Genomic DNA, 18,581 nt, shown 5'->3' with positions numbered 1-18,581 from the left:
ACCTGCGCTGCCCAGTGGTGGTTTTTTTCTTTAGCTATTGCAGGACGTCCCGATGTACGGCGAATTCAGTCTCTACGGTGTGTTCGTTCCCACCTTGCTGGCGTTGATGACGCTGGCCTATCTGCTCAACAGCGCCATCGGCGCGCTGCTGACGCGGGCCGGCGCGTATCGCCACATCTGGCACCCGGCGCTGTTCAACCTGGCGCTGTACATCGCACTGCTGGGCGGCCTGTTTTCCCTGACCCGTTGGATGCAATCGTGAAAAAACTGATCAAGAACGCGGGGCCGGCGTTGCTGACCCTGGCAATGGTGGTGGTGGCCGCGTTGGTGCTGCAGCACCTGTGGCGTTATTACATGGAGGCGCCGTGGACGCGCGATGCGCACGTGGGCGCCGATGTGGTGCAGGTGGCGCCGGATGTGTCCGGGCTGGTGGAATCGGTGGCGGTGGCCGACAACCAGGCGGTGACGCGCGGGCAGTTGCTGTTCGTGGTGGACCGCGCGCGCTATGCGATCGCGCTGGAACAGGCGCGCGCCGCGCTGGCAGAGCGCCAGGCCACCTTGAACCAGTTGCGCCGCGAGATCGCGCGCGACCGCAGCCTGCAGGACCTGGTGGCCGCCGAAGATGCCGAGGTGCGCCGCTCCAATGTGCAAAAGGCGCAGGCGGCGGTGGCCACCGCGCAATCGGCGGTGGACCTGGCCCAGCTCAACCTGGACCGCACCCAGGTGCGCAGCCCGGCCGACGGCCATGTCAGCGACCGCACCGTGCGCGTGGGCGATTACGTCAGCGCCGGACGCCCGGTGGTGGCGGTGCTGGATACCGGCTCGTTCCGCGTCGATGGCTATTTCGAAGAGACCCGCCTGCAGGGCGTGCATGCCGGCCAGCGCGTGGACGTGCACCTGATGGGCGAGCCGGCCACCTTGCACGGGCATGTGCAGAGCATCGCCGCCGGTATCGAGGACCGTTACCGCAGCGGCAGCGCCGGCGCGTTGCCCAACGTCACACCGGCGTTCGACTGGGTGCGGCTGGCGCAGCGCATCCCGGTGCGCATCGTGCTGGATCGGGTGCCGGCGCATGTGCAGCTGATCGCCGGGCGCACCGCCACCGTGAGCATCCTGCCGGACGCCGTGCGCGACGCCGCCACCGCGCCTGCCCGCGTGCAGGCCAAGGCCGCGCCATGAACCGCGCCGTATTGCGTCCCCTGGGACTGGCCACGCTGCTGGCCGCATTGAGCGCCTGCAGCACGGTTGGCCCGAACTATGCCGTACCGGACGATTCGGCCTACCAGCGCCCGGCCGCCAACGCCGCATTTCTCGACACCGGCAACGCCCAGGTGGAGGCCGGCGCGCCGCTGCCGGCACGCTGGTGGGCGCTGTACCAGGACCCGATGCTGGATGGCCTGATCGAACAGGCCTTGCGCGACAACGTCGAGTTGAAGGTGGCCGGTGCCAACCTGCGCCGCGCCGCGGCGGTGTACGAACAGGCGCTGGACGCGGGCGGTTTCGATTACGAGGTGGAGGCCGGCGTCAGCCGCGCGCAGGTCTCGGCCGAGGCCTTCCTGCAACAGGAAAAGCTGCCGGTGTTCAACCTGGCCGACGGCAAGTTCGGGGTGTCGTATCAGTTCGATCTGTTCGGCAAGCTGCAACGCGGCGCCGAGGCCGCGCAGGCCGATACGCAGGTCGCCCAGGCCGCGATCGACCTGGCGCGCGTCAACGTGGCCGCGCAGGTGGCCGGCAGCTACGTGGAGATCTGCCACGCCAACCACGAGCTGCACGTGGCCGAGCATTCGCTGCAGTTGCAGCAGCGCAGCCGCGACATCACCCAGCGCCTGATCGCTGCCGGCCGCGGCACCCCGCCCGATCTGGCCCGCGCCACCGCGCAGGTGGCGATGCTGGAAGCGGCGCTGCCGCCGCTGCGCGCGCGCCGCCAGGCCGCCGGGTATCAACTGGCCGCGCTGCTCGGCAGGACGCCCGGCGAGGTGCCGGCCGGGGTGGACGGCTGTGCGCACGCGCCGGCCTTGCAGCAACCGATTCCGATCGGCGACGGCCGCGCGCTGTTGGCGCGTCGCCCGGATGTGCGCCAGGCCGAACGCCGGCTGGCGGCAGCCACCGCGCGCATCGGCGTGGCCACCGCCGAGCTGTATCCGGAGATCCGTCTGGGCGGCTCGATCGGTGCCACCGGCCTGCTGGCCGACGTCGGTGAGCCGGCCACGCATGCCTGGTCGTTCGGCCCGCTGATCTCGTGGACGCTGCCCTCCAGTGGTGCGCGTGCGCGCGTGCGCGCCACCGAAGCCGGCGCGGACGCGGCGTTGGCGCAGTTCGACAACACCGTGCTGCAGGCGCTGCGCGAGGTGCAGACCGCCTTGTCGCGTTACGCGCAGGATCTGGATCGCCTGCACCTGCTGGAGCAGGCGCAGCAACAGGCCGAGCTGGCGTCGGCGCAGAACCGGCGCCTGTATCAAGGCGGGCGCACGCCGTATCTGTCCAGCCTGGATGCCGAGCGCACGCTGGCCACCGCCGACATGACGCTGGCCAATGCGCAGGCGCAGGTCTCGCAGGATCAACTGCAGCTGTTCCTGGCATTGGGTGGCGGTTGGGAAACGACCGCCGGCCGCACCGACGCCACGGCCGCGCGATGAGTGCGCTGCTGCGCGATCGCCAGGCCTGGCTGTTTTCGGCCAAGACCTTCGCCGCCTCGATCGCGGCGTTGTACGTGGGGCTGGCCGGCAATCTGTCGCGGCCGTACTGGGCGATGGCCACGGTCTACATCGTCTCCCAGCCGCTGCTCGGCCCCACCCGCGCCAAGGGCGTGTACCGCGTGCTCGGCACCTTGCTGGCCGGCGCGGCCACCCTGGTGATGCTGCCGAACCTGGTGGAAACGCCGCTGCTGCTCAGTGCGGCGATGGCGTTGTGGCTGTCGGCCTGCCTGTTCCTGGCGCTGCTCAATCGCGGCCCGCGCGGTTATGCGTTTCTGCTGGCCGGCTACACCACCGCCTTCATCGGCTTCCCGGCAGTGACCGCGCCGGAGGGCATCTTCGACACCGTGGTGGCGCGCAGCGAGGAGATCATCCTGGGCACGGTGATGGCGGTGCTGTTCGCCGCGCTGGTGTTCCCCGCCTCGGTCAAGCCGATGCTTACCGCGCGCATCGGCAACTGGATGCGCGACGCCGCGCAATGGTGCCGGCAGGTGCTGCAGCGCGGCCCGTCGCAGGCACCGCGCAATCGGCTGGCCGCCGATCTGGTGCAGTTCGAGGCCTTGATCGCCTTCGTGCGCCACGACGACCCACGCCATGCCGGTGCGGTACCCACGCTGGAGCAGCTGCGCGCACGCATGCTGATGCTGCTGCCAGTGCTGTCGTCGATGGCCGACCGGCTGGATGCGTTGCAGCGCGATGGGTCTGCGTTGCCGCTCGCCACCGCCGCGCTGCTGGAGGACGTCGCAGCCTGGGTGGACCAGGGCGAGGACGCACGCAGCGATGCGGACGTGGACGCCTTGCGCGCACGTATCGCCGCCCTGCGCCCGGTGGTGGATCAGGACATCGAGCATCTGCTGCTGGCGAGTTTACTGCTGCGGCTGGAGGAGCTGCTTGATCTTTGGCAGGACTGCCGCGCGCTGCAGCAGGCGATGGTGCACGGCACGGCGATGCCGGTGCTGCGCGCGATGCCGGCTGCGGCGAGACAAGCTGCAACGGCGGAATCATCCGAACGGGCTGACGCTGCACAAAACCAACCTGCTGTGCGTTCGCGCATGCACCCCTCGTTGCTGCAGCGGCTGACCTGGTCACCGCGCGACACAACCGATGCGCTGGCAGCTGCCAGCAGCACCCGCCATATCGATTTCGGCATGGTCGCCTTCTCCGCACTCAGCGCGGGCTTTGCGCTGATGGCGTACTGCGTGCTGTGGATCGGCATCGGCTGGGAAGGCGGCGGCAACGGCGCGATGATGGCCGCGGTGACCGCCGCGTTCTTCGCCGCGCAGGACGACCCGGCGCCGAGCATGCTGTCGTTCCTGGCCTGGGCGGTGGTGGCCAGCGTGGTTGCCGGCATCTATCTGTTCGGCATCTTCCCGGCCATCCACGATTTCCCGATGCTGGTCCTGGTGCTGGCGGCGGTGTTCCTGCCGATCGGCGCATTGCTGCACCGCCCCAAGACCATGCTGATCGCGCTGCCGCTGGTGGTGAACCTCACCGCGTTGCTGAGCCTGCAGAACACCTACAACGCCAATATCCAGAGCTTCGTCAACGCGGCGGTGGCGATGGTGCTGGGCATTGGATTTGCCGTGGTACTGACGCGCTTGTTCCGCTCGGTGGGCGCCGAATGGAGCGCGCGCCGGCTGGTGCGCCAGGGCTGGCGCACGCTGGCCGAGGCCGCCGACGGCCGCGGCGCGCAGGACCGGCAGCATTTTGCCGCCCGCATGCTGGATCTGCTTGGCCTGCTCGCGCCACGGCTGGCCCTGACGCCGGAAGGCAGCGACCTGGCCTCGGTGGGCATGCTCAACGAGGTGCGTGTGGGCTTGAACATCCTGCAGCTGCGCAGCGCGCGGCATGGTTTGCCGCAGCCGAGTATCGAGGCGGTGGACGCGATCCTGGTCGATGTTGCCGCGCACTACCGGCAACAGATCGCGCACAAGCGTCCGCTGCCTGCGCCGGATGCGCTACGTGCGCGGCTGGATGCGTCGCTGGCGCGCGTCGGCAAGGTGCCGGCGGGTGCGCATCGCGATGAGGCGCTGCTGGGGTTGATCGGGCTGCGTTACAGCTTGTTTGCGCAGACGGCGCCGCACACCCAGAGAAACACCGGTACCGCGCCGCCCTTGGCCCCTCTCCCTGCGGGGCGATAAGGCACTGCCTGCGCGCCACGGGTGCGCGTGCCCTGGAGCGCCCGCGCGGCTGGCGCGGGCCGGGGCGCGGGGGTTGCAGTGAAGGGACGAGGCGAAGCCACTCGCGGTAAATGACACGAGGCGACGCACGTCCCCTCATCCGCCCTTCGGGCACCTTCTCCCGCAGGGAGAAGGAAAATCAACTCCCGCAGGGAGAAGGGCGATGCATCAGCGCTTGCGCTGATGCATCGCCGCTTCGTCGTCCAGCCAGTTGCTGCCTTTGTTGGTCAGGAAGAACATGTACACCACCAACGACACCGCGATCACCGCCGTGGCGTAGATCACGAACTCGCTGACGTGGCCGGTCTTCAACGAGGCCTGGTACAGCAGCGGCGCGGTGCCGCCAAAGGCGGAGTTGGCCAGCGCATAGCCCAGGCCCACGCCCAGCGCGCGCACATGGGTGGGGAACAGTTCGGCCTTCACCACCGCATTGATCGAGGTGTAGCCGGTCAGGATCACAAAGCCCACGGTGAGGATCGCGAACGCGGTCAGCCAGTCGGTCTGCTTGGGCAGCTCCATCACCAGGAACCAGGTGTAGAGCACCCCGCCGATACCGAAGAACACCAGCAGGCTCTTGCGCCCGACGATGTCCGACAACCAGCCGCCCACCGGCTGCATCAGCATCAGCACCGTCAGCGCGACCAGGTTGATGATGGTGCCGGCCATCACGTCGCCACCGGCGAACGCGGTCTGGATCATCTTCGGGCCGGTGACCGAATAGGTGTAGAACGCGATCGTGCCGCCGGCGGTGATCAGGAAGCACAGCAGCAGCGGGCGCCACTGGTTGACGAACAGCTCGCGCATCGAGCCCGACGCCTTGGCCTTGCCGGTGCGCGAATCGGCGATGGATTCGGAGCTCAGCGACTCGTCCATGGTCTGGCGCAGCCAGAACACCACCAGCGCACCGATGCCGCCCAGGCCGAACGCCACGCGCCAGCCCCACTCGGACACCTGCGACGCATCGAAGAAATGCAGCATCACCAGCAGCGTGGTCTGCGCCAGCACGTGGCCGCCGACCAGCGTGACGTAATGGAACGAGGACAGGAACCCGCGCCGGCCCGGAATGGCCGCCTCGGACATGTAGGTCGCGCTGGTACCGTACTCGCCACCGGTGGCAAAGCCCTGCAGCAGGCGCGCCAGCAACAGGATGATCGGCGCGGCGATGCCGATCGTGGCCACCGTGGGCGTCACTGCGATGACGAACGAGCACAGCGCCATCATCGACACCGAGATGGTCAACGCCAGGCGGCGGCCGTAGCGGTCGGCGAAGCGGCCGAAGTACCACGCACCGATCGGGCGCATCAGGAAGGTCATCGCAAAGATCGCCCACACGAACATCGTGGCGTTCTTGTCTTCCTTGGAGAAGAACTGCGATTCGAAATAGGTGGCAAACACCGAGTAGACGTAGACGTCGTACCACTCGACCAGATTGCCGGCCGATCCCTTGAGCGTGTTGGACACCGAACGGCGAAGGCTACCGGGGGCTGCGCCAGAACCGGCGGCGATCGGAGACGTTGGGGGTGCGCTCATGCAGTCAGAACCTTGTGGGGGTGGGACACCCCGGAAGTATAGGTGCGTGCTTGTGTGACGCATGTAAGCATTTCGCCGCATATGCAGGCGCCGCAACCGGCGTCGGCGCACCCGCTTCAGCCCGCTTTCGAGGTCGGCCGCCACGCCTGCGGCCCATCATGGGCGTGACCGCCTGCATGCCGATCGAAGGCTACGGCAACACCTGCTTGAGCGTCTCGATAAATGCGCGCAGCCCGGGCGGAACCTGTCGATGCCCCGGGTAATACAGCGCCAGTCCCGGAATCGCCGGACACCACTGCTCCAGCACGCGCACCAGCGTGCCGCGCGCCAGTGCAGCCGTTGCCGCATGCTCGGGCACATAGGCGATGCCAAGGCCGGCCTCGGCGGCTTCGCTCATCATCAGGATCTGGTCCAGCGTCAGCCGCCCGGGCACGTCGATCGCCACCTCCTGGCCGCGCCGTTCGAACTCCCAGCGATACAGCCTGCCGCTGGGCATGCGATGCCGGATGCAGGCGTGGCGATGCAGATCGTCCGGCGTGTCCGGGCAGCCGGCACGCTGCAGATACGCAGGTGCGGCCACCGCGATGAAACGCGTCTGGCCACCAAAGGGCACCGCAATCATGTCCTGCGGCACCGACTCGCTCAGGCGAATGCCGGCATCGAAACCGGCCGCCACGATATCCACCAGCCGCCCTTCGCTCACCAGGTCCACCGACAGCGCCGGATACCGCGCCAGCACCTCCGGCACCACCTGCTGCAACAACAGCCGCACCACCACTTCGGGTGCATTGATGCGCACCGTGCCGGTGGGCCCGCTCCGGAAGGCATCCAGTTCGCCCAGCGCCTGTTCGACGTCCTGCAACGCCGGCACCAGCTTCGCGTAGAGCCGTTCGCCTGCTTCGGTCAGCGACACGCTGCGCGTGGTTCGATGCAGCAGGCGCACACCGAGGTTGCGTTCCAGCGCGCTGATCAGATGGCTGAGCGAGGACGGTGCCAGCCCCAGCTCGGCGGCCGCACGCCGAAAGCTGCGATGCACCGCGACGCTGGTGAACGCGGCCAGGTCATTGAAGGTCGGCTTCGGCATTGGTGGCCATTTCACATCAACTCATTCGGATTCTATGGCATAGACCCATCAATTCCCCGCGCCTAGAGTGGAATTCCCTTCCGTGCAAAGGCAAACCCCATGTCCCGGAGCTGGCTCATCACAGGCGCATCCTCCGGCTTCGGCCGCGGCCTGGTCGAAACATTGCTGGCGCGCGGCGATCGCGTGGCGGCCACCGTGCGGCGCGCAGAGGCGCTTGCCGATCTGCAGGCCGCGCACGGCGACGCATTGACCGTCCTGCAGCTGGATCTGCGCGACAGCGCAGCGGTGCGCGAGGTCGCCACCCGGGCCTTCCGGACCCTGGGCAGGATCGACGTGCTGGTCAGCAATGCCGGCTACGGCACGCTCGGTGCCGCTGAGGCCGCCACCGACGCGCAGGTGCGCGATGTCATCGACACCAACCTCATCGGCTCCATCACGCTGATCCAGGCCGCGCTGCCGCACTTGCGCCGCCAAGGTGCCGGGCACGTGGTGCAGGTGTCCTCCGAAGGCGGCCAGATCGCCTATCCCGGCTTCAGCCTGTATCACGCCAGCAAATGGGGCATCGAAGGCTTCGTCGAAGCCGCCGCGCAGGAAGTCGCCGGCTTCGGCATCCACTTCACCCTGGCCGAACCCGGCCCGGCACGCACCAACTTCGGCGCCTCGCTGGTCAGGACCGACATCCCGTCCTACTACCTCGGCACACCGGTCGACGCACTCAGCCGCGCGCTGGACGACGGCAGCTGGGTCATCGTCGGCGACCCGCAGCGCATGGTCGCGGCCATGATCGCCTGCACCGAGTCATCCCCCCCGCCCTTTCGCCTGGTCATGGGCACGGCGGCCTACCACGCGATCCGCGAAGCGTTGACCACGCGGCTGGCTGCGCTGGAAGAGCAGCGCGACATCGCGTTGTCCACCGACAGCCCGGCTGCTGCTGTCTGACGTCGACGACGGGGTCGCCACGCAGTCACTGCACAGCGTTGGCACCTGTCGGCTACGTGGATGCGTCAAAATCGCCTGCATCACTGGCCGCAAGGACGCTTCGGGCGCCACCGCATGAGCAAGCACCACACCGACATCAGCAAGTTCCTCAGTTTCGTGTTGCGCCACGAACCGCAGGCGATCGGACTCACGCTCGACTCGGAGGGCTGGGCCGAGCTGGACGCGTTGATTGCCGGCGCCCAGGCACACGGCACCGCGCTCGATCTGGAGCTGATCCAGGCGGTGGTCCCCGGCAGCGACAAGAAACGGTTTGCGCTGTCTGCCGATGGGCGACGGATCCGCGCAGTGCAGGGGCATTCCACGCCAACCGTGGCCTTGCAGCTCGAAGCCAGGGTCCCGCCCGAGCTGCTGTATCACGGCACCGCCACGCGCTTTCTCGAAGCGATCATGGCCGAGGGCTTGCGCCCCGGCCAGCGTCACCATGTGCATCTATCCGACAACACGCAGACCGCCGCATCGGTGGGGCAGCGCTACGGCGAGCCGGTGGTGTTGCAGGTCGACGCCGGGCGCATGCATCGCGACGGCCTGCTGTTCTTCCAGGCCGACAACGGCGTATGGCTCACCGCGCAGGTTCCAGCAGCGTTCCTGACCCGACCCCGCTGAGCTGACGCACGCTGCAAGCCTGCCACCGCCTGCCGGCCACTGGCATCGGTCGCAGTGCCGGCCAGCACCTGGGCCGGCTCGTACACGCGCAGACGCCGGACGCATCACCCTTCACGGCCCCCATGCCGCCCGGCTTGCCAGAATGCCGGCCGCTTGGGGCCGTCGATGGCAGGGGAACAGGGGTTGGATGCATGACATGGATCATCGTGGCCACGGTCGTCACCACGCTGGTGGTGGGGCTGCTGCTGCTCAACTTCGCCACGCCCGAGAAAAAGCTCGAGCACATCCCCAGCCATTGCTACGACGTGTCCGACCCGCAGTTCAAGCGCGAGATGTCGGTGTTGCTGGGTCCGGCGATCCTGCCCGGCAACAAGATCCAGGTGCTGCACAACGGCCACGAGATCTTCCCGGCGATGCTGGCGGCCATCCGCAGCGCGCAGCGCACCATCACCTTCGAAACCTATATCTACTGGTCGGGCGAGATCGGCCGCGAGTTCAGCCAGGCGCTGTCCGAGCGCGCGCGCGCCGGGGTCAAGGTGCGTGTCACCATCGACTGGGGCGGCAGCCTGAAGATGGATGCGTCGCTGGTCGAGGACATGACCAAGGCCGGGGTGGAAGTGCATCGCTACCGCCCGCTGACCTGGTACAACCTGCACCGCGTCAATAACCGCACCCATCGCAAGCTGCTGGTGATCGACGGCCGCATCGGCTTCACCGGCGGCGTGGGCGTGGCCGACCAGTGGATGGGCGATGCGCAGGACCCGGAGCACTGGCGCGACTCGCATTACCGCATCGAAGGCCCGGTGGTGGCGCAGGTGCAGGCCGCCTTCAACGACAACTGGATCAAGAGCACCGGCCGCGTGCTCAACGGCGCCGAGTACTACCCGGAGCTGGCACCGGCCGGCGACAGCGACGCGCAGCTGTTCGTGGCCTCGCCGGCCGGCGGCAGCGAGAGCATGCACCTGATGTACCTGATCGCCATCGCCGCGGCGCGCAACTCCATCGACCTGGCCGCGGCCTACTTCGTCCCCGATGCGCTGATCACCCGCTCGCTGCTGGAAGCGCGCGCGCGCGGCGTACGCATCCGCGTGCTGCTGCCGGGCAAGCATATCGATGCGGTCTCGGTGCGGCTGGCCTCCAAGGCCAGCTGGGAGCCGCTGCTGCAGGCCGGCATCGCCATCCACGAATTCCTGCCCACCATGCTGCATACCAAGCTGCTGATCATCGACGGCCTGCTGGTCTCGGTGGGCTCGACCAACTTCGACATCCGCTCGTTCCGCCTCAACGACGAGGCCAGCCTGAATGTCTACGACCGTAACCTGGCCGCGCAGATGACCGAGGTGTTCGAGCGCGACCTGCAACGGGCCGAACCGTACACACTGGAGCGCTGGCGCAAGCGGCCGCTGCGGCAGAAGCTGGGCGAGAAGCTGGTCCTTCCGTTCCGCTCGCAGGTGTGATGCAGCGCGGACGCCGCAAGCAGCGGCGGCGCCCGACAACCCTCACGACAGTGGCGGCGGCACCGCGATCGGCGCAGCCTGCAGCCGCAGCTGGCGCAGCCGCCACCACAGCCCGCCCAGATGCACCAGCGAATACAGCACCAGCGCCGCGGCGATGCCCAGCGTCAGCGGACTGGCCTGCGATCCGGCCGCCGCCGCGCCCGCGCTGAAGGCGCCATCGGCCCAGCGCCAGGCCAGGCGCCCGAGCAGCACCAGCATCAAGCCACCGCCGATCCACGGATTGGGCGTATACCAGCCGCGTCCCTCCACCCATTCGGCATGCGTGTAGCGCAGCGATGCGGCGCCCAGCCCGATGCCGACCAGCGCTCCCGCGGCGATCCCTGGCCGGACCTGCGGCAGGCCATAGACCGCGTATGCCAGCGCCGCCGCGGCAACCACCAGCACCACGGCACGCAGCGCCGTGCTCACCGGCTTCCATTGCTGGCGGCCGAAGCTGCGGCGGATGCGCCGGTAGTAGAGGAAGGCGATGGCCGCCATCGACAGATACGGCGTCAGCGGTGCGATGGCAGCAGCGGGCATGGCGATTCCTTTGCGGGGTGAGGTGACCGACGCAGAATGAAACCAGCCCCGGTGGCGAACAAGGTGCCAAGTGTCACTTTCTGCGCGTGCAGGCGGGTTGCCCGAGCTGCCGCCGCCGATTGCGACAGACGACCGACCTCCGCATCCACACAAGGCGCCGCGCCCCGCCACGGGCGATGCACGCTCCAACCGCGCCGGCCATTGCCACACGCGAACCAGAGCCGCACGGGTAGACTTGCCGGCAGAGCTCCCCCACCGCAGTGCCATGTCCGCCATCAAGCAACAAGCCCATACGCTGATCGACACGCTGCCCGAAACGGCAGGATGGGACGACGTGGTCCGCGTCGTGGACACCGCCAGCTTCGAGGCGGCCGTGCTGGAGGGCATGGCCGCAGCGGATCAGGGCGCGGTTGCCGCCCCGGCACAGGTGGCGGCACTGTTCGCCAGATGGGGCGTTGATGTTGCGGCGTGACTGGACCGTCCCGGCCGCCAGGCAACTCGCACACGCCCAGGATCACTACCACGCGCTCAATCCCACCGCCGCCGCCGCGATGGCGCGGCAGGTGCTGGAAGCCACCCGCACCCTGGCCGAGCAACCCGGGCGCGGCCGCGCCGGCCGCGTCGCCGGCACCCGCGAATGGGTGGTCAGGCAAACGCCCTACGTGCTGGTCTACCGCGTGCGCGACGACGCGCTGCAGCTGCTGCACGTCCGCCTGGAGACGCAGGACTGGCTGCCGCGCACCGAGCCGCTGATCGAGCGCATCGAACCGTGGATCGCCGCGCTGATCAGCGCCCTGCTGCATGTGCTGATGCTGCTGATCCTGCTGTCGGCCTCCACGCCCACCATGACCCCGCCGCAGGGCTCGGCCAGCGGTGGCCGCACCAAGGTGGATTTCGTCGGCGACACCTCCACGCCCGAACAACCCACGCCCTCGCCGACCCCGACTCCGCCGTCGCAAACGCCAGCACCCGTGCAGCCGCCGCCGGCCGCCTCGCCGGTGCAGTCCACCCTGGTCAAGACCGCCAAGAACCCGATCCCGCCGGCAGGCAACACCCGCCGCGGTGGCCTGGTCGAGCAACGCCAGACCCAGCCGGTGCAGCGCCCCACCCCGCCGCAACCGCCGGCCGAACCCTCATCGCCGCCGCAGCGCCGCCCCGAAACCTGGACCGGCCGCCCACCCGGCATGCTCGAAGAAGAAGCCGATGCCGCCGAAGACGGCATGTCCAACACGCCCACCATCAGCGAAGGCCGCCGCCGCGACCGCAACAACGCCCAACCCAGCATGGATGTGGGCGGCTACCAGGTCTATTACGAAGTGCGCAGCGAAACCCAGCTACGCAACTGGCGCGACCAGGGCATGAAGGAAGTGGCCATCATCCTGCCCGGCACCCAGTACCGCATGGTCTGCCCGCTGGAAGTCGCGCTCAAGCGCGGCTCCAGCAAATGCCGCCTGCTGCCGCCGGACTCGCCGGAACTCAAAGACATCGGCGATGCCCGCGAGGTCATCAACATGATGGAGGTCTACAAGCAAGGCGAGCCGGTATGGCGCGGGCCGGGGCCGTATCGGTGATTGGTGGGGCTAGGTTGGCCCCGGATTTCACTTATTGCTGGTGCGGGGATGACTGCTTCGATACCGGGTGACGTTGTTTGAGTGCTTGCACTTTCCTAACGTGCAAGCAACCTGATTTCACCGGGAGGGCGACATGCCTTCTTTCACCGTCCGCAATATCCCGACGACGTGCATCGCGCGATCCGCGCGAGGGCTGCACTGCACGGCCGCAGCACCGAGCCGAACGAGCCGAAGCTGCCTTCGGCTCGTTCGCCGATTACCCGGCGGTCGCAGACATCAGCGCCCCTGGTCTTGTCCCAGCTTCGTACCCAGTGCTCCTTTGAACGGCGCCGGATTGCTGGTCACCAGGCAGTTGTAGGGTTTGTCGCTGTTGAGAACCAGCACAGACGACTGCGGCCCCTTGAAATCCAGCCCGACCGAGAACAGCACATAGGTATTGGGCAGCGCGGTCGGCCGAAACGCGCCGAAGGCATACTCCCCAGCCACGCCCAACGGCGCTAGCGGCACTGTCAGCATCAGCGGCTGAGTGGCCACGGGAGAGGGCAGCGACGAGGAGGCAGACATGATCTTGGACTGCACGTCGATCGAATACTTGGTGGTGACCGCCACACCCAGATACTTGGACGTTGGTGCCGACACCTGCTTGCGACACGCCGCGATGTCTTCGGGCTTCTGATCCTGCTGACCGGTCTGCAGCGTGGCAAAGACATGGGTCAGCGTGACCTTGTCCGTCTTGCTGACCGGTGCTGCAACAGCAGCGTCCATGCACAGCGCGGCCACGACGAGTGAAAGGCCACATGCCGCAAGCGCACCGCGATAGCTGGTTTTACGTTTCATTTTCGATCACTCCTTGGTCTGTAACGCAAGGTGCCGGCAGCGGCTGTTCGCGCGGCTGCCGCTTGCGCCTTGAATGGATAATCGCAACGGCACCTGTGCATAACGCTAAGCGGCAGATGATCGATTGCGTACGATGACGTCCTGCGTGTGTGTGTGGGGGAAGCACCACACCTACGCCACCCAGCTGGCCACGCCGCTGGTGTGCTCATCGTTGAAGACCAACGCCTCGCAAACCCGGCAAATCGTCTCAACAACGTCGTTGCGTGATGCAGTTTGGAATTCGGGAGCGAACACCGTGTCTGTTTCTCGAGTCAGACATCAGTTGAGACCGCACGTAACGCATTGACCACAGGAGCAAACATAATCTGCCGCAGCAAGCGCGCCTCACCGGGAACAAGCGAAATCTAAAGCCGACATTAGATTGGCTGTATGTCAGACATTTACTGGGTTGAAACTGACGCTGGCTTTCGTTTTGGTTACTTGGGGCTGGCCTAACTTCACGCTACCGCTCGCGATGCCGGCCGGAGTCGTTGTCGCGTCCGGTTGATGATGTGAGCCCTAGAGCAGGCAGATCGGATACGTTGACCAGACCTCGCGATGGCGGCGCACGGTGGGCCGGGAACTGGCTACAGTCTGCGCAGGGCCATGCGCCCGCTCCATCCACCTGCGTTCCCAAGGATCTGCATGTCTCTGCATCGTCTTGTTCCCCGCCTGGGTCTGGCCGTTGGCCTGTTGTGCGCCTGCTGCGCGCACGCCGCCGCACCGGCAGCGGCCCATCGCCTGCTGCGCGTCACGCTGGATGGGGCGAGCGACCAGCCCGTGTCCGGGCGCCTGCTGGTCTTCGCCACCCTGGCCAAGGACGCCCAGGCCGCGGCCAAGGATGGAAAGGACGGCAAAGCCGGCAAGGTGGAAGAGGTGGACGTCAGCCCGTTCCGCCCGACGGCGGTGGCCGTGGCGGCGCATGAGGTGACTGCGCTCGCCCCCGGGGCCAGTGTCGAGATCGACCTGGACAACATCGCCTTCCCCAGCGGGTTTTCCGCGCTGCCGGCCGGCGAGTACCTGTTCCAGGCCGTGCTGGATCCGGACCACAGCTACGGCTACAGCGGCCGCGATGGCGGCGACCTGTTGAGCGCCGTCACCGCGGTGACGCAGGGCAAGGGCAAGCCGTTGCCCACGCTGACGCTCGGCAAGCAGGTGCCGGTGTCGGACGACCCGTGGCAGGTGTCGCCGCGGGCACCGCAGGCGATCCGCGACGCCATCCCGGAGGCAAGGCTGCATAGCGCGGATGCCTCGATGGTGAGCCCGTCGCTGAGCGCCTTCTGGGGCCGGCCGATCTCCATCCGCGCCCGCGTGCTGACCCCGCCGGGCTACGACGCCAAGGCCGCCGCCCGCTATCCCACCGTGTATGTCACCCATGGCTTCGGCGGCAACTACAACCGCTTTGCCGGCAGCATCGCGGCGACCTGGAGCGCGATGGCGGCCAAGCAGATGCCGCCAATGATCTGGGTGTTCCTGGATCAGGCCACACCCACCGGCACCCACGAGTTCGCCGACTCGGTCAACAACGGCCCCTGGGGCACCGCGCTGACCGAAGAGCTGATACCCGCGCTCGAACGCCAGTACAAGATGGACGGCAACGCCGAGGGCCGGTTCCTCAACGGGCATTCGTCCGGCGGCTGGGCCACGCTGTGGCTGCAGACGCGCTACCCCAAGCTGTTCGGCGGTACTTGGTCCACCTCGCCCGACTCGAGCGACTTCCACGACTTCACCGGGCCGGATCTGTACGCGCCCAATGCCAACGTCTACCGCCGCCCGGACGGCAGCCAGTTCCCGCTGATCCGCGACCAGGGCAAGGTGGTGGCCGACCTGGAAACCTTCGCCAAGCTTGAGCGCGTGCTCGGCCCGTACGGCGGCCAGCTCACCTCGTTCGAGTGGGTGTTTTCGCCGCGCGGGCCCGACGGCCGCCCGCTGCCGATGTTCGACCGCGACACCGGCACCGTCGACCCGGCCGTGGTGGCCTACTGGCGCACGCACTACGACATTTCCGCACGGGTGGCCGCGCAGTGGCCCACGCTCAAGCCGGATCTGGACGGCAAGATTCACCTGATCGTCGGCACCGCCGACACGTTCTACCTGGATGGGGCGGCGCGCAAGTTCCAGGCGGTGCTGGACGGCCTGGGCGCCAAAAGCGACTTCCGCTACCTGGAAGGCCGCAGCCACTTCGACCTGTACAAGGAGGGCGAGGACAGCAACGCCTTGATGAAGAAGATCGCCTGGGAGATGTACGCCGTGGCGCGACCCAAGCAGTAAGCGCGCCGACGCACGGCCGGCGCTGCCGATACGGCGGGCCGGCCGCGCGCATGCCCCAGCGCGACGGTGGCCGGTGCCGATCCTCAGGCCGAGCGTTTGGGCAACTCCCATTCCAGCTGCTGCCTGAGCACCAGCAGCAGCACCTGCAGGCGGCCGCCGCGGACCAGGGCGGCCGGCGTCTGCCCGTCCAGCGCGTTCATGGGCTTGCGGAACCAGCCGATCAGCGCCTCGTTGTTGCCGCCGTTCAAGGCCCAGGCGTGGCAGACGATCTCGCCCAGGTTTTCGATGCCGACGTTGCCCAGCAGCTTGAGGTGTTCCGGCGTGAAGGCGAACAGCGACAGCACCAGCTCGGCATCGGCCGCCTTGCCGTGGTCGACCGCCATCTGCTGGCTATGCGCGGTGCTGTAGATCGACGCCTGCGCGCGGAAATCTTCGGCACGCCGCATGCCGGTGAGCAGTGACGCAATGAGGTCGGCGCGTTCCATAAAGCAGTCCAGCGGTGTGATAGCGCGCACGCTATCTGCCTCGCCCTCGCCGCTCAATCAGGAGACTCCTGACAGCGGCGATGAGCGTCAGCGCCGTTATATTCCGCGCCGGCCGGCGTGGGCGGTGCTGGCGAGCCGGCGGCGGCTTCGGCGGCCGATTCCCGCTTGTGCGCGCCTACCCGCAAGCGGCGCCGACCATGGGCCGTGTTTAACGCCCGGATTGCTAGCATCCGGGCGCGTCACTGGCAGCAGCCCGCGCCTGCAGGGCTGCAGTATTTGGAGTGTCACCTCATGAGGAGTTGTCAGATGCCCTGGAAATCCGCTCTCGCCGTGCTTGCCCTGTCCACCGCCACCCTGCCGGCCGTGGCCCAACCCGACCGCCAAGTGGTCGAAGACATGCTCACCCGCTCGGCCAATGTCTGCCCCGGCCACAGCACCGACCGCACCTCGCCCACCGTCAAGGCCGTGCCCGTGGGCGCGCTGCGGGTGATGCTCGAACGCGGCCTGGTCATGTGCCCCGACCGCTGCCTGGACGCCGCTGCGCCGGCTGTGTTCTACGGCCGCCTGGGCGTGTTCGCCTGGAACCCGGAAGTGCCCGCCAGCTCGGCGGTGATCGTCAAGCAGATCGGCAGCATGACTCGCGCCGAGGACTACCCCGTCGAGACCCTGGTGTGGGACGCCAAGGGCACCGCGCTCAAGCAGCAGACCGTGCCGATGTTCGAGCCCAGGCCGGGTGCGGCGGTGTTGTACAAGGTGCGTTGAGGCTGACGCGATTGCACGCGGCGCCCAGTCAGACCCTGGCGCCGCGCTACCTGCTCGCTTCGTCCGCATCGGCCGGGCCATCAACACCGAGCCGCTGCTCGTAAATCTCGTCGACCACACTGCGCACCGCGCGGGCAGCGTTGAAGATGCTTTCGCCCAGAACCGACAGACTGGTGGCATCCAGCGGATTGCCGCTGCACACCGCCACCATATCGCTCTGCGCAGTGATCGTGCGCAGCAGCGTATGGAACTGGTCGATCTGCTGCAGGGTGACGCCGAAGGTAAAAGCCTCTGCGTGCGTTTGTATCTTGGCCGCTGCTCGCACGCGCTGCCGGCTATTGGTCGTAAGGGCTCTCGAAGTAGTCATGGCCTCCGTCCTCGACGTGAGCGGACGGGATGTCCGCAAAGCCACCGTAGCGCGCTTTTTCGGATATCTGAAAACCAGATATTCGCCTGATTTTTTAGCGAAACACAGGTTTGCGTCTCAAGCCGATTTTGTCGGTTCGATCGTCGCGGTGAAGCGCCGATGCTTACCAGTGATCGGGTCATCGAACGCCAACGTATGCGCGAACAACTGCAGCGGCCGCTCCGGATCATCGGGCCGCTGATCTTCCAGTTCTGGATAGAAACGGTCATGCAGGATCGGCGCGCCCAGCGCGGCCATGTGCACGCGCAACTGGTGCTTGCGCCCGGTGACCGGTTCCAGCCGGTACGTCCACATGTCTTCGCCGCGCGCGACCACATCGATCACCGTCTCGCTATTCGGCTCGCCCACGCCCTCGCGCATACGGAAGAACGGCTCGCCTGGCTCCAGCCGGCTGCGATGCACATACGGAAACGTCAGCCCCGGCAGCGGCGGTGCCACTGCCAGATAGTGCTTGCGGATACGCCGCTCGCGGAACAGCGCCTGGTAGATCCCGCGCGTGGACGGGTTGGCCGAGAACAACACCAACCCCGCAGTGTCGCGATCGATGCGGTGCAGCGGCACCAATGCGGGATTATCGAAGCGTCGCACCAATCGCGTCAGCAGCGTCTCGCGCACATATGCGCCCGCGGGCACCACTGGCAGAAAGTGCGGCTTGCACGCCACCACCAGATGCGCATCCGCATGCACCACCGTCTCGGCAAATGGAATGACCGGCTCGTCCACTACCTCGCGGAAGTACAGAATCTCGGCACCTAAGCTATACGGCGCAGATACATCAAGCGCGCTGCCTTCGACATCCAGCACACGCCCACGCGCGAAGCGGTCCTGCCAGATGGCGGCATCCACACCCGGAAAGCACGCGCATAACGCCTCCAACACCGTGGACCAGGGGCCGGACGGGAGCTGGAACTGGCTGGCGGGGAGGCCATCAAGCATCGGGCGTGCTGGAAGCATGACCACAACAAGGCGCGCTCAAACGGAGAGGGATGGGTAATCCCCCCGCCCATTAGCTGACGCCAGAAGTGGAATTTTCTCGTCCCCTTTCCCGAGGAGGTTCCATGAAG

General features: G+C 67.5%; 18 protein-coding genes. 11 read left to right on the top strand and 7 right to left on the bottom strand.

Annotation, left to right across the window (positions count from 1 at the left end; all coding sequences use genetic code 11):
- Positions 1-52 precede the first annotated feature (52 nt).
- The 4 genes from LL972_RS16875 to LL972_RS16860 are packed head-to-tail and all read left to right on the top strand — an operon-like array spanning position 53 to position 4,834.
- Positions 53-262: a DUF1656 domain-containing protein gene (locus tag LL972_RS16875; protein WP_016902171.1), complete on the top strand. Its 210-nt coding sequence runs from the start codon at positions 53-55 to the stop codon at positions 260-262.
- Positions 259-1,179, top strand: coding sequence for an efflux RND transporter periplasmic adaptor subunit (locus LL972_RS16870; protein WP_228328573.1), 921 nt, complete (start codon positions 259-261; stop codon positions 1,177-1,179). Before LL972_RS16875 ends, LL972_RS16870 begins: the two co-directional genes overlap by 4 nt.
- Positions 1,176-2,636, top strand: a complete 1,461-nt coding sequence (locus tag LL972_RS16865; RefSeq protein ID WP_228328572.1) for an efflux transporter outer membrane subunit — start codon at positions 1,176-1,178, stop codon at positions 2,634-2,636. Before LL972_RS16870 ends, LL972_RS16865 begins: the two co-directional genes overlap by 4 nt.
- Positions 2,633-4,834, top strand: a complete 2,202-nt coding sequence (locus tag LL972_RS16860) for an FUSC family protein (RefSeq protein ID WP_228328571.1) — start codon at positions 2,633-2,635, stop codon at positions 4,832-4,834. The genes LL972_RS16865 and LL972_RS16860 overlap by 4 nt, the downstream gene beginning before the upstream one ends.
- A 207-nt stretch (positions 4,835-5,041) precedes the next feature.
- On the opposite strand, the gene LL972_RS16855 is transcribed toward LL972_RS16860, so the two are convergent.
- Together LL972_RS16855 and LL972_RS16850 are read right to left on the bottom strand one after the other, a co-directional pair.
- Positions 5,042-6,403: an MFS transporter gene (locus tag LL972_RS16855; protein WP_184630985.1), complete on the bottom strand. Its 1,362-nt coding sequence runs from the start codon at positions 6,401-6,403 to the stop codon at positions 5,042-5,044.
- Positions 6,404-6,593: 190 nt separating this feature from the next.
- On the bottom strand, positions 6,594-7,487 hold the full coding sequence (locus tag LL972_RS16850; RefSeq protein WP_228328570.1) for a LysR family transcriptional regulator: 894 nt from the start codon (positions 7,485-7,487) through the stop codon (positions 6,594-6,596).
- Positions 7,488-7,586: 99 nt separating this feature from the next.
- On the opposite strand from LL972_RS16850, the gene LL972_RS16845 reads away from it, so the two are divergent.
- From LL972_RS16845 to LL972_RS16835, 3 genes are all read left to right on the top strand, one after another.
- Positions 7,587-8,426 (top strand): SDR family oxidoreductase, encoded by an 840-nt coding sequence (locus tag LL972_RS16845; RefSeq protein ID WP_228328569.1) that lies wholly within the window; start codon positions 7,587-7,589, stop codon positions 8,424-8,426.
- Positions 8,427-8,540: 114 nt separating this feature from the next.
- Positions 8,541-9,089 (top strand): RNA 2'-phosphotransferase, encoded by a 549-nt coding sequence (locus LL972_RS16840; protein ID WP_228328568.1) that lies wholly within the window; start codon positions 8,541-8,543, stop codon positions 9,087-9,089.
- 191 nt (positions 9,090-9,280) lie between these two features.
- A complete protein-coding gene (locus tag LL972_RS16835) occupies positions 9,281-10,546 on the top strand; it encodes a phospholipase D-like domain-containing protein (protein ID WP_228328567.1) in 1,266 nt (421 codons plus the stop codon).
- 42 nt (positions 10,547-10,588) lie between these two features.
- On the opposite strand, the gene LL972_RS16830 is transcribed toward LL972_RS16835, so the two are convergent.
- Complete coding sequence (locus LL972_RS16830; RefSeq protein WP_228328566.1) at positions 10,589-11,125, bottom strand: hypothetical protein; 537 nt, start codon at positions 11,123-11,125, stop codon at positions 10,589-10,591.
- Between the two features lie 265 nt (positions 11,126-11,390).
- On the opposite strand from LL972_RS16830, the gene LL972_RS16825 reads away from it, so the two are divergent.
- Together LL972_RS16825 and LL972_RS16820 are read left to right on the top strand one after the other, a co-directional pair.
- Positions 11,391-11,597, top strand: coding sequence for a hypothetical protein (locus LL972_RS16825; protein WP_228328565.1), 207 nt, complete (start codon positions 11,391-11,393; stop codon positions 11,595-11,597).
- Positions 11,584-12,696, top strand: coding sequence for a type II toxin-antitoxin system RelE/ParE family toxin (locus tag LL972_RS16820; RefSeq protein WP_228328564.1), 1,113 nt, complete (start codon positions 11,584-11,586; stop codon positions 12,694-12,696). The genes LL972_RS16825 and LL972_RS16820 overlap by 14 nt, the downstream gene beginning before the upstream one ends.
- A 276-nt stretch (positions 12,697-12,972) precedes the next feature.
- On the opposite strand, the gene LL972_RS16815 is transcribed toward LL972_RS16820, so the two are convergent.
- On the bottom strand, positions 12,973-13,533 hold the full coding sequence (locus LL972_RS16815) for a hypothetical protein (RefSeq protein WP_228328563.1): 561 nt from the start codon (positions 13,531-13,533) through the stop codon (positions 12,973-12,975).
- Positions 13,534-14,217: 684 nt separating this feature from the next.
- Here LL972_RS16815 and LL972_RS16810 point away from each other — a divergent pair.
- The gene (locus LL972_RS16810; RefSeq protein ID WP_228328562.1) at positions 14,218-15,843 is read left to right on the top strand and encodes an alpha/beta hydrolase; all 1,626 of its coding nucleotides are present in this window, start codon (positions 14,218-14,220) and stop codon (positions 15,841-15,843) included.
- 83 nt (positions 15,844-15,926) lie between these two features.
- Here LL972_RS16810 and LL972_RS16805 read toward each other — a convergent pair whose 3' ends face one another.
- Positions 15,927-16,328, bottom strand: a complete 402-nt coding sequence (locus tag LL972_RS16805) for an antitoxin Xre/MbcA/ParS toxin-binding domain-containing protein (protein WP_228328561.1) — start codon at positions 16,326-16,328, stop codon at positions 15,927-15,929.
- Between the two features lie 306 nt (positions 16,329-16,634).
- Between LL972_RS16805 and LL972_RS16800 the strand changes: the two genes are divergently transcribed.
- Entirely contained in the window at positions 16,635-17,090 is a 456-nt protein-coding gene (locus tag LL972_RS16800) for a hypothetical protein (RefSeq protein ID WP_228328560.1), read from the top strand.
- Between the two features lie 46 nt (positions 17,091-17,136).
- Here LL972_RS16800 and LL972_RS16795 read toward each other — a convergent pair whose 3' ends face one another.
- On the bottom strand, positions 17,137-17,457 hold the full coding sequence (locus LL972_RS16795) for a hypothetical protein (protein WP_228328559.1): 321 nt from the start codon (positions 17,455-17,457) through the stop codon (positions 17,137-17,139).
- 117 nt (positions 17,458-17,574) lie between these two features.
- Positions 17,575-18,453, bottom strand: coding sequence for an RluA family pseudouridine synthase (locus tag LL972_RS16790; protein ID WP_228328558.1), 879 nt, complete (start codon positions 18,451-18,453; stop codon positions 17,575-17,577).
- Between the last annotated feature and the right edge of the window lie 128 nt (positions 18,454-18,581).

Source organism: Xanthomonas campestris pv. asclepiadis, from assembly GCF_020784175.1.
Classification (GTDB): Bacteria; Pseudomonadota; Gammaproteobacteria; order Xanthomonadales; family Xanthomonadaceae; genus Xanthomonas; species Xanthomonas campestris_D.
This window is presented reverse-complemented; position numbering and strand designations above follow the sequence as displayed.

Bases quoted from the DNA above. Each gene is read 5' to 3' on its own strand.
- LL972_RS16875 (WP_016902171.1), top strand. From the start codon at position 53: ATGTACGGCGAATTCAGTCTCTACGGTGTGTTCGTTCCCACCTTGCTG.
- LL972_RS16865 (WP_228328572.1), top strand. From the start codon at position 1,176: ATGAACCGCGCCGTATTGCGTCCCCTGGGACTGGCCACGCTGCTGGCC.
- LL972_RS16860 (WP_228328571.1), top strand. From the start codon at position 2,633: ATGAGTGCGCTGCTGCGCGATCGCCAGGCCTGGCTGTTTTCGGCCAAG.
- LL972_RS16855 (WP_184630985.1), bottom strand. From the start codon at position 6,403: ATGAGCGCACCCCCAACGTCTCCGATCGCCGCCGGTTCTGGCGCAGCC.
- LL972_RS16850 (WP_228328570.1), bottom strand. From the start codon at position 7,487: ATGCCGAAGCCGACCTTCAATGACCTGGCCGCGTTCACCAGCGTCGCG.
- LL972_RS16845 (WP_228328569.1), top strand. From the start codon at position 7,587: ATGTCCCGGAGCTGGCTCATCACAGGCGCATCCTCCGGCTTCGGCCGC.
- LL972_RS16840 (WP_228328568.1), top strand. From the start codon at position 8,541: ATGAGCAAGCACCACACCGACATCAGCAAGTTCCTCAGTTTCGTGTTG.
- LL972_RS16835 (WP_228328567.1), top strand. From the start codon at position 9,281: ATGACATGGATCATCGTGGCCACGGTCGTCACCACGCTGGTGGTGGGG.
- LL972_RS16830 (WP_228328566.1), bottom strand. From the start codon at position 11,125: ATGCCCGCTGCTGCCATCGCACCGCTGACGCCGTATCTGTCGATGGCG.
- LL972_RS16825 (WP_228328565.1), top strand. From the start codon at position 11,391: ATGTCCGCCATCAAGCAACAAGCCCATACGCTGATCGACACGCTGCCC.
- LL972_RS16820 (WP_228328564.1), top strand. From the start codon at position 11,584: ATGTTGCGGCGTGACTGGACCGTCCCGGCCGCCAGGCAACTCGCACAC.
- LL972_RS16815 (WP_228328563.1), bottom strand. From the start codon at position 13,533: ATGAAACGTAAAACCAGCTATCGCGGTGCGCTTGCGGCATGTGGCCTT.
- LL972_RS16810 (WP_228328562.1), top strand. From the start codon at position 14,218: ATGTCTCTGCATCGTCTTGTTCCCCGCCTGGGTCTGGCCGTTGGCCTG.
- LL972_RS16805 (WP_228328561.1), bottom strand. From the start codon at position 16,328: ATGGAACGCGCCGACCTCATTGCGTCACTGCTCACCGGCATGCGGCGT.
- LL972_RS16800 (WP_228328560.1), top strand. From the start codon at position 16,635: ATGCCCTGGAAATCCGCTCTCGCCGTGCTTGCCCTGTCCACCGCCACC.
- LL972_RS16795 (WP_228328559.1), bottom strand. From the start codon at position 17,457: ATGACTACTTCGAGAGCCCTTACGACCAATAGCCGGCAGCGCGTGCGA.
- LL972_RS16790 (WP_228328558.1), bottom strand. From the start codon at position 18,453: ATGCTTGATGGCCTCCCCGCCAGCCAGTTCCAGCTCCCGTCCGGCCCC.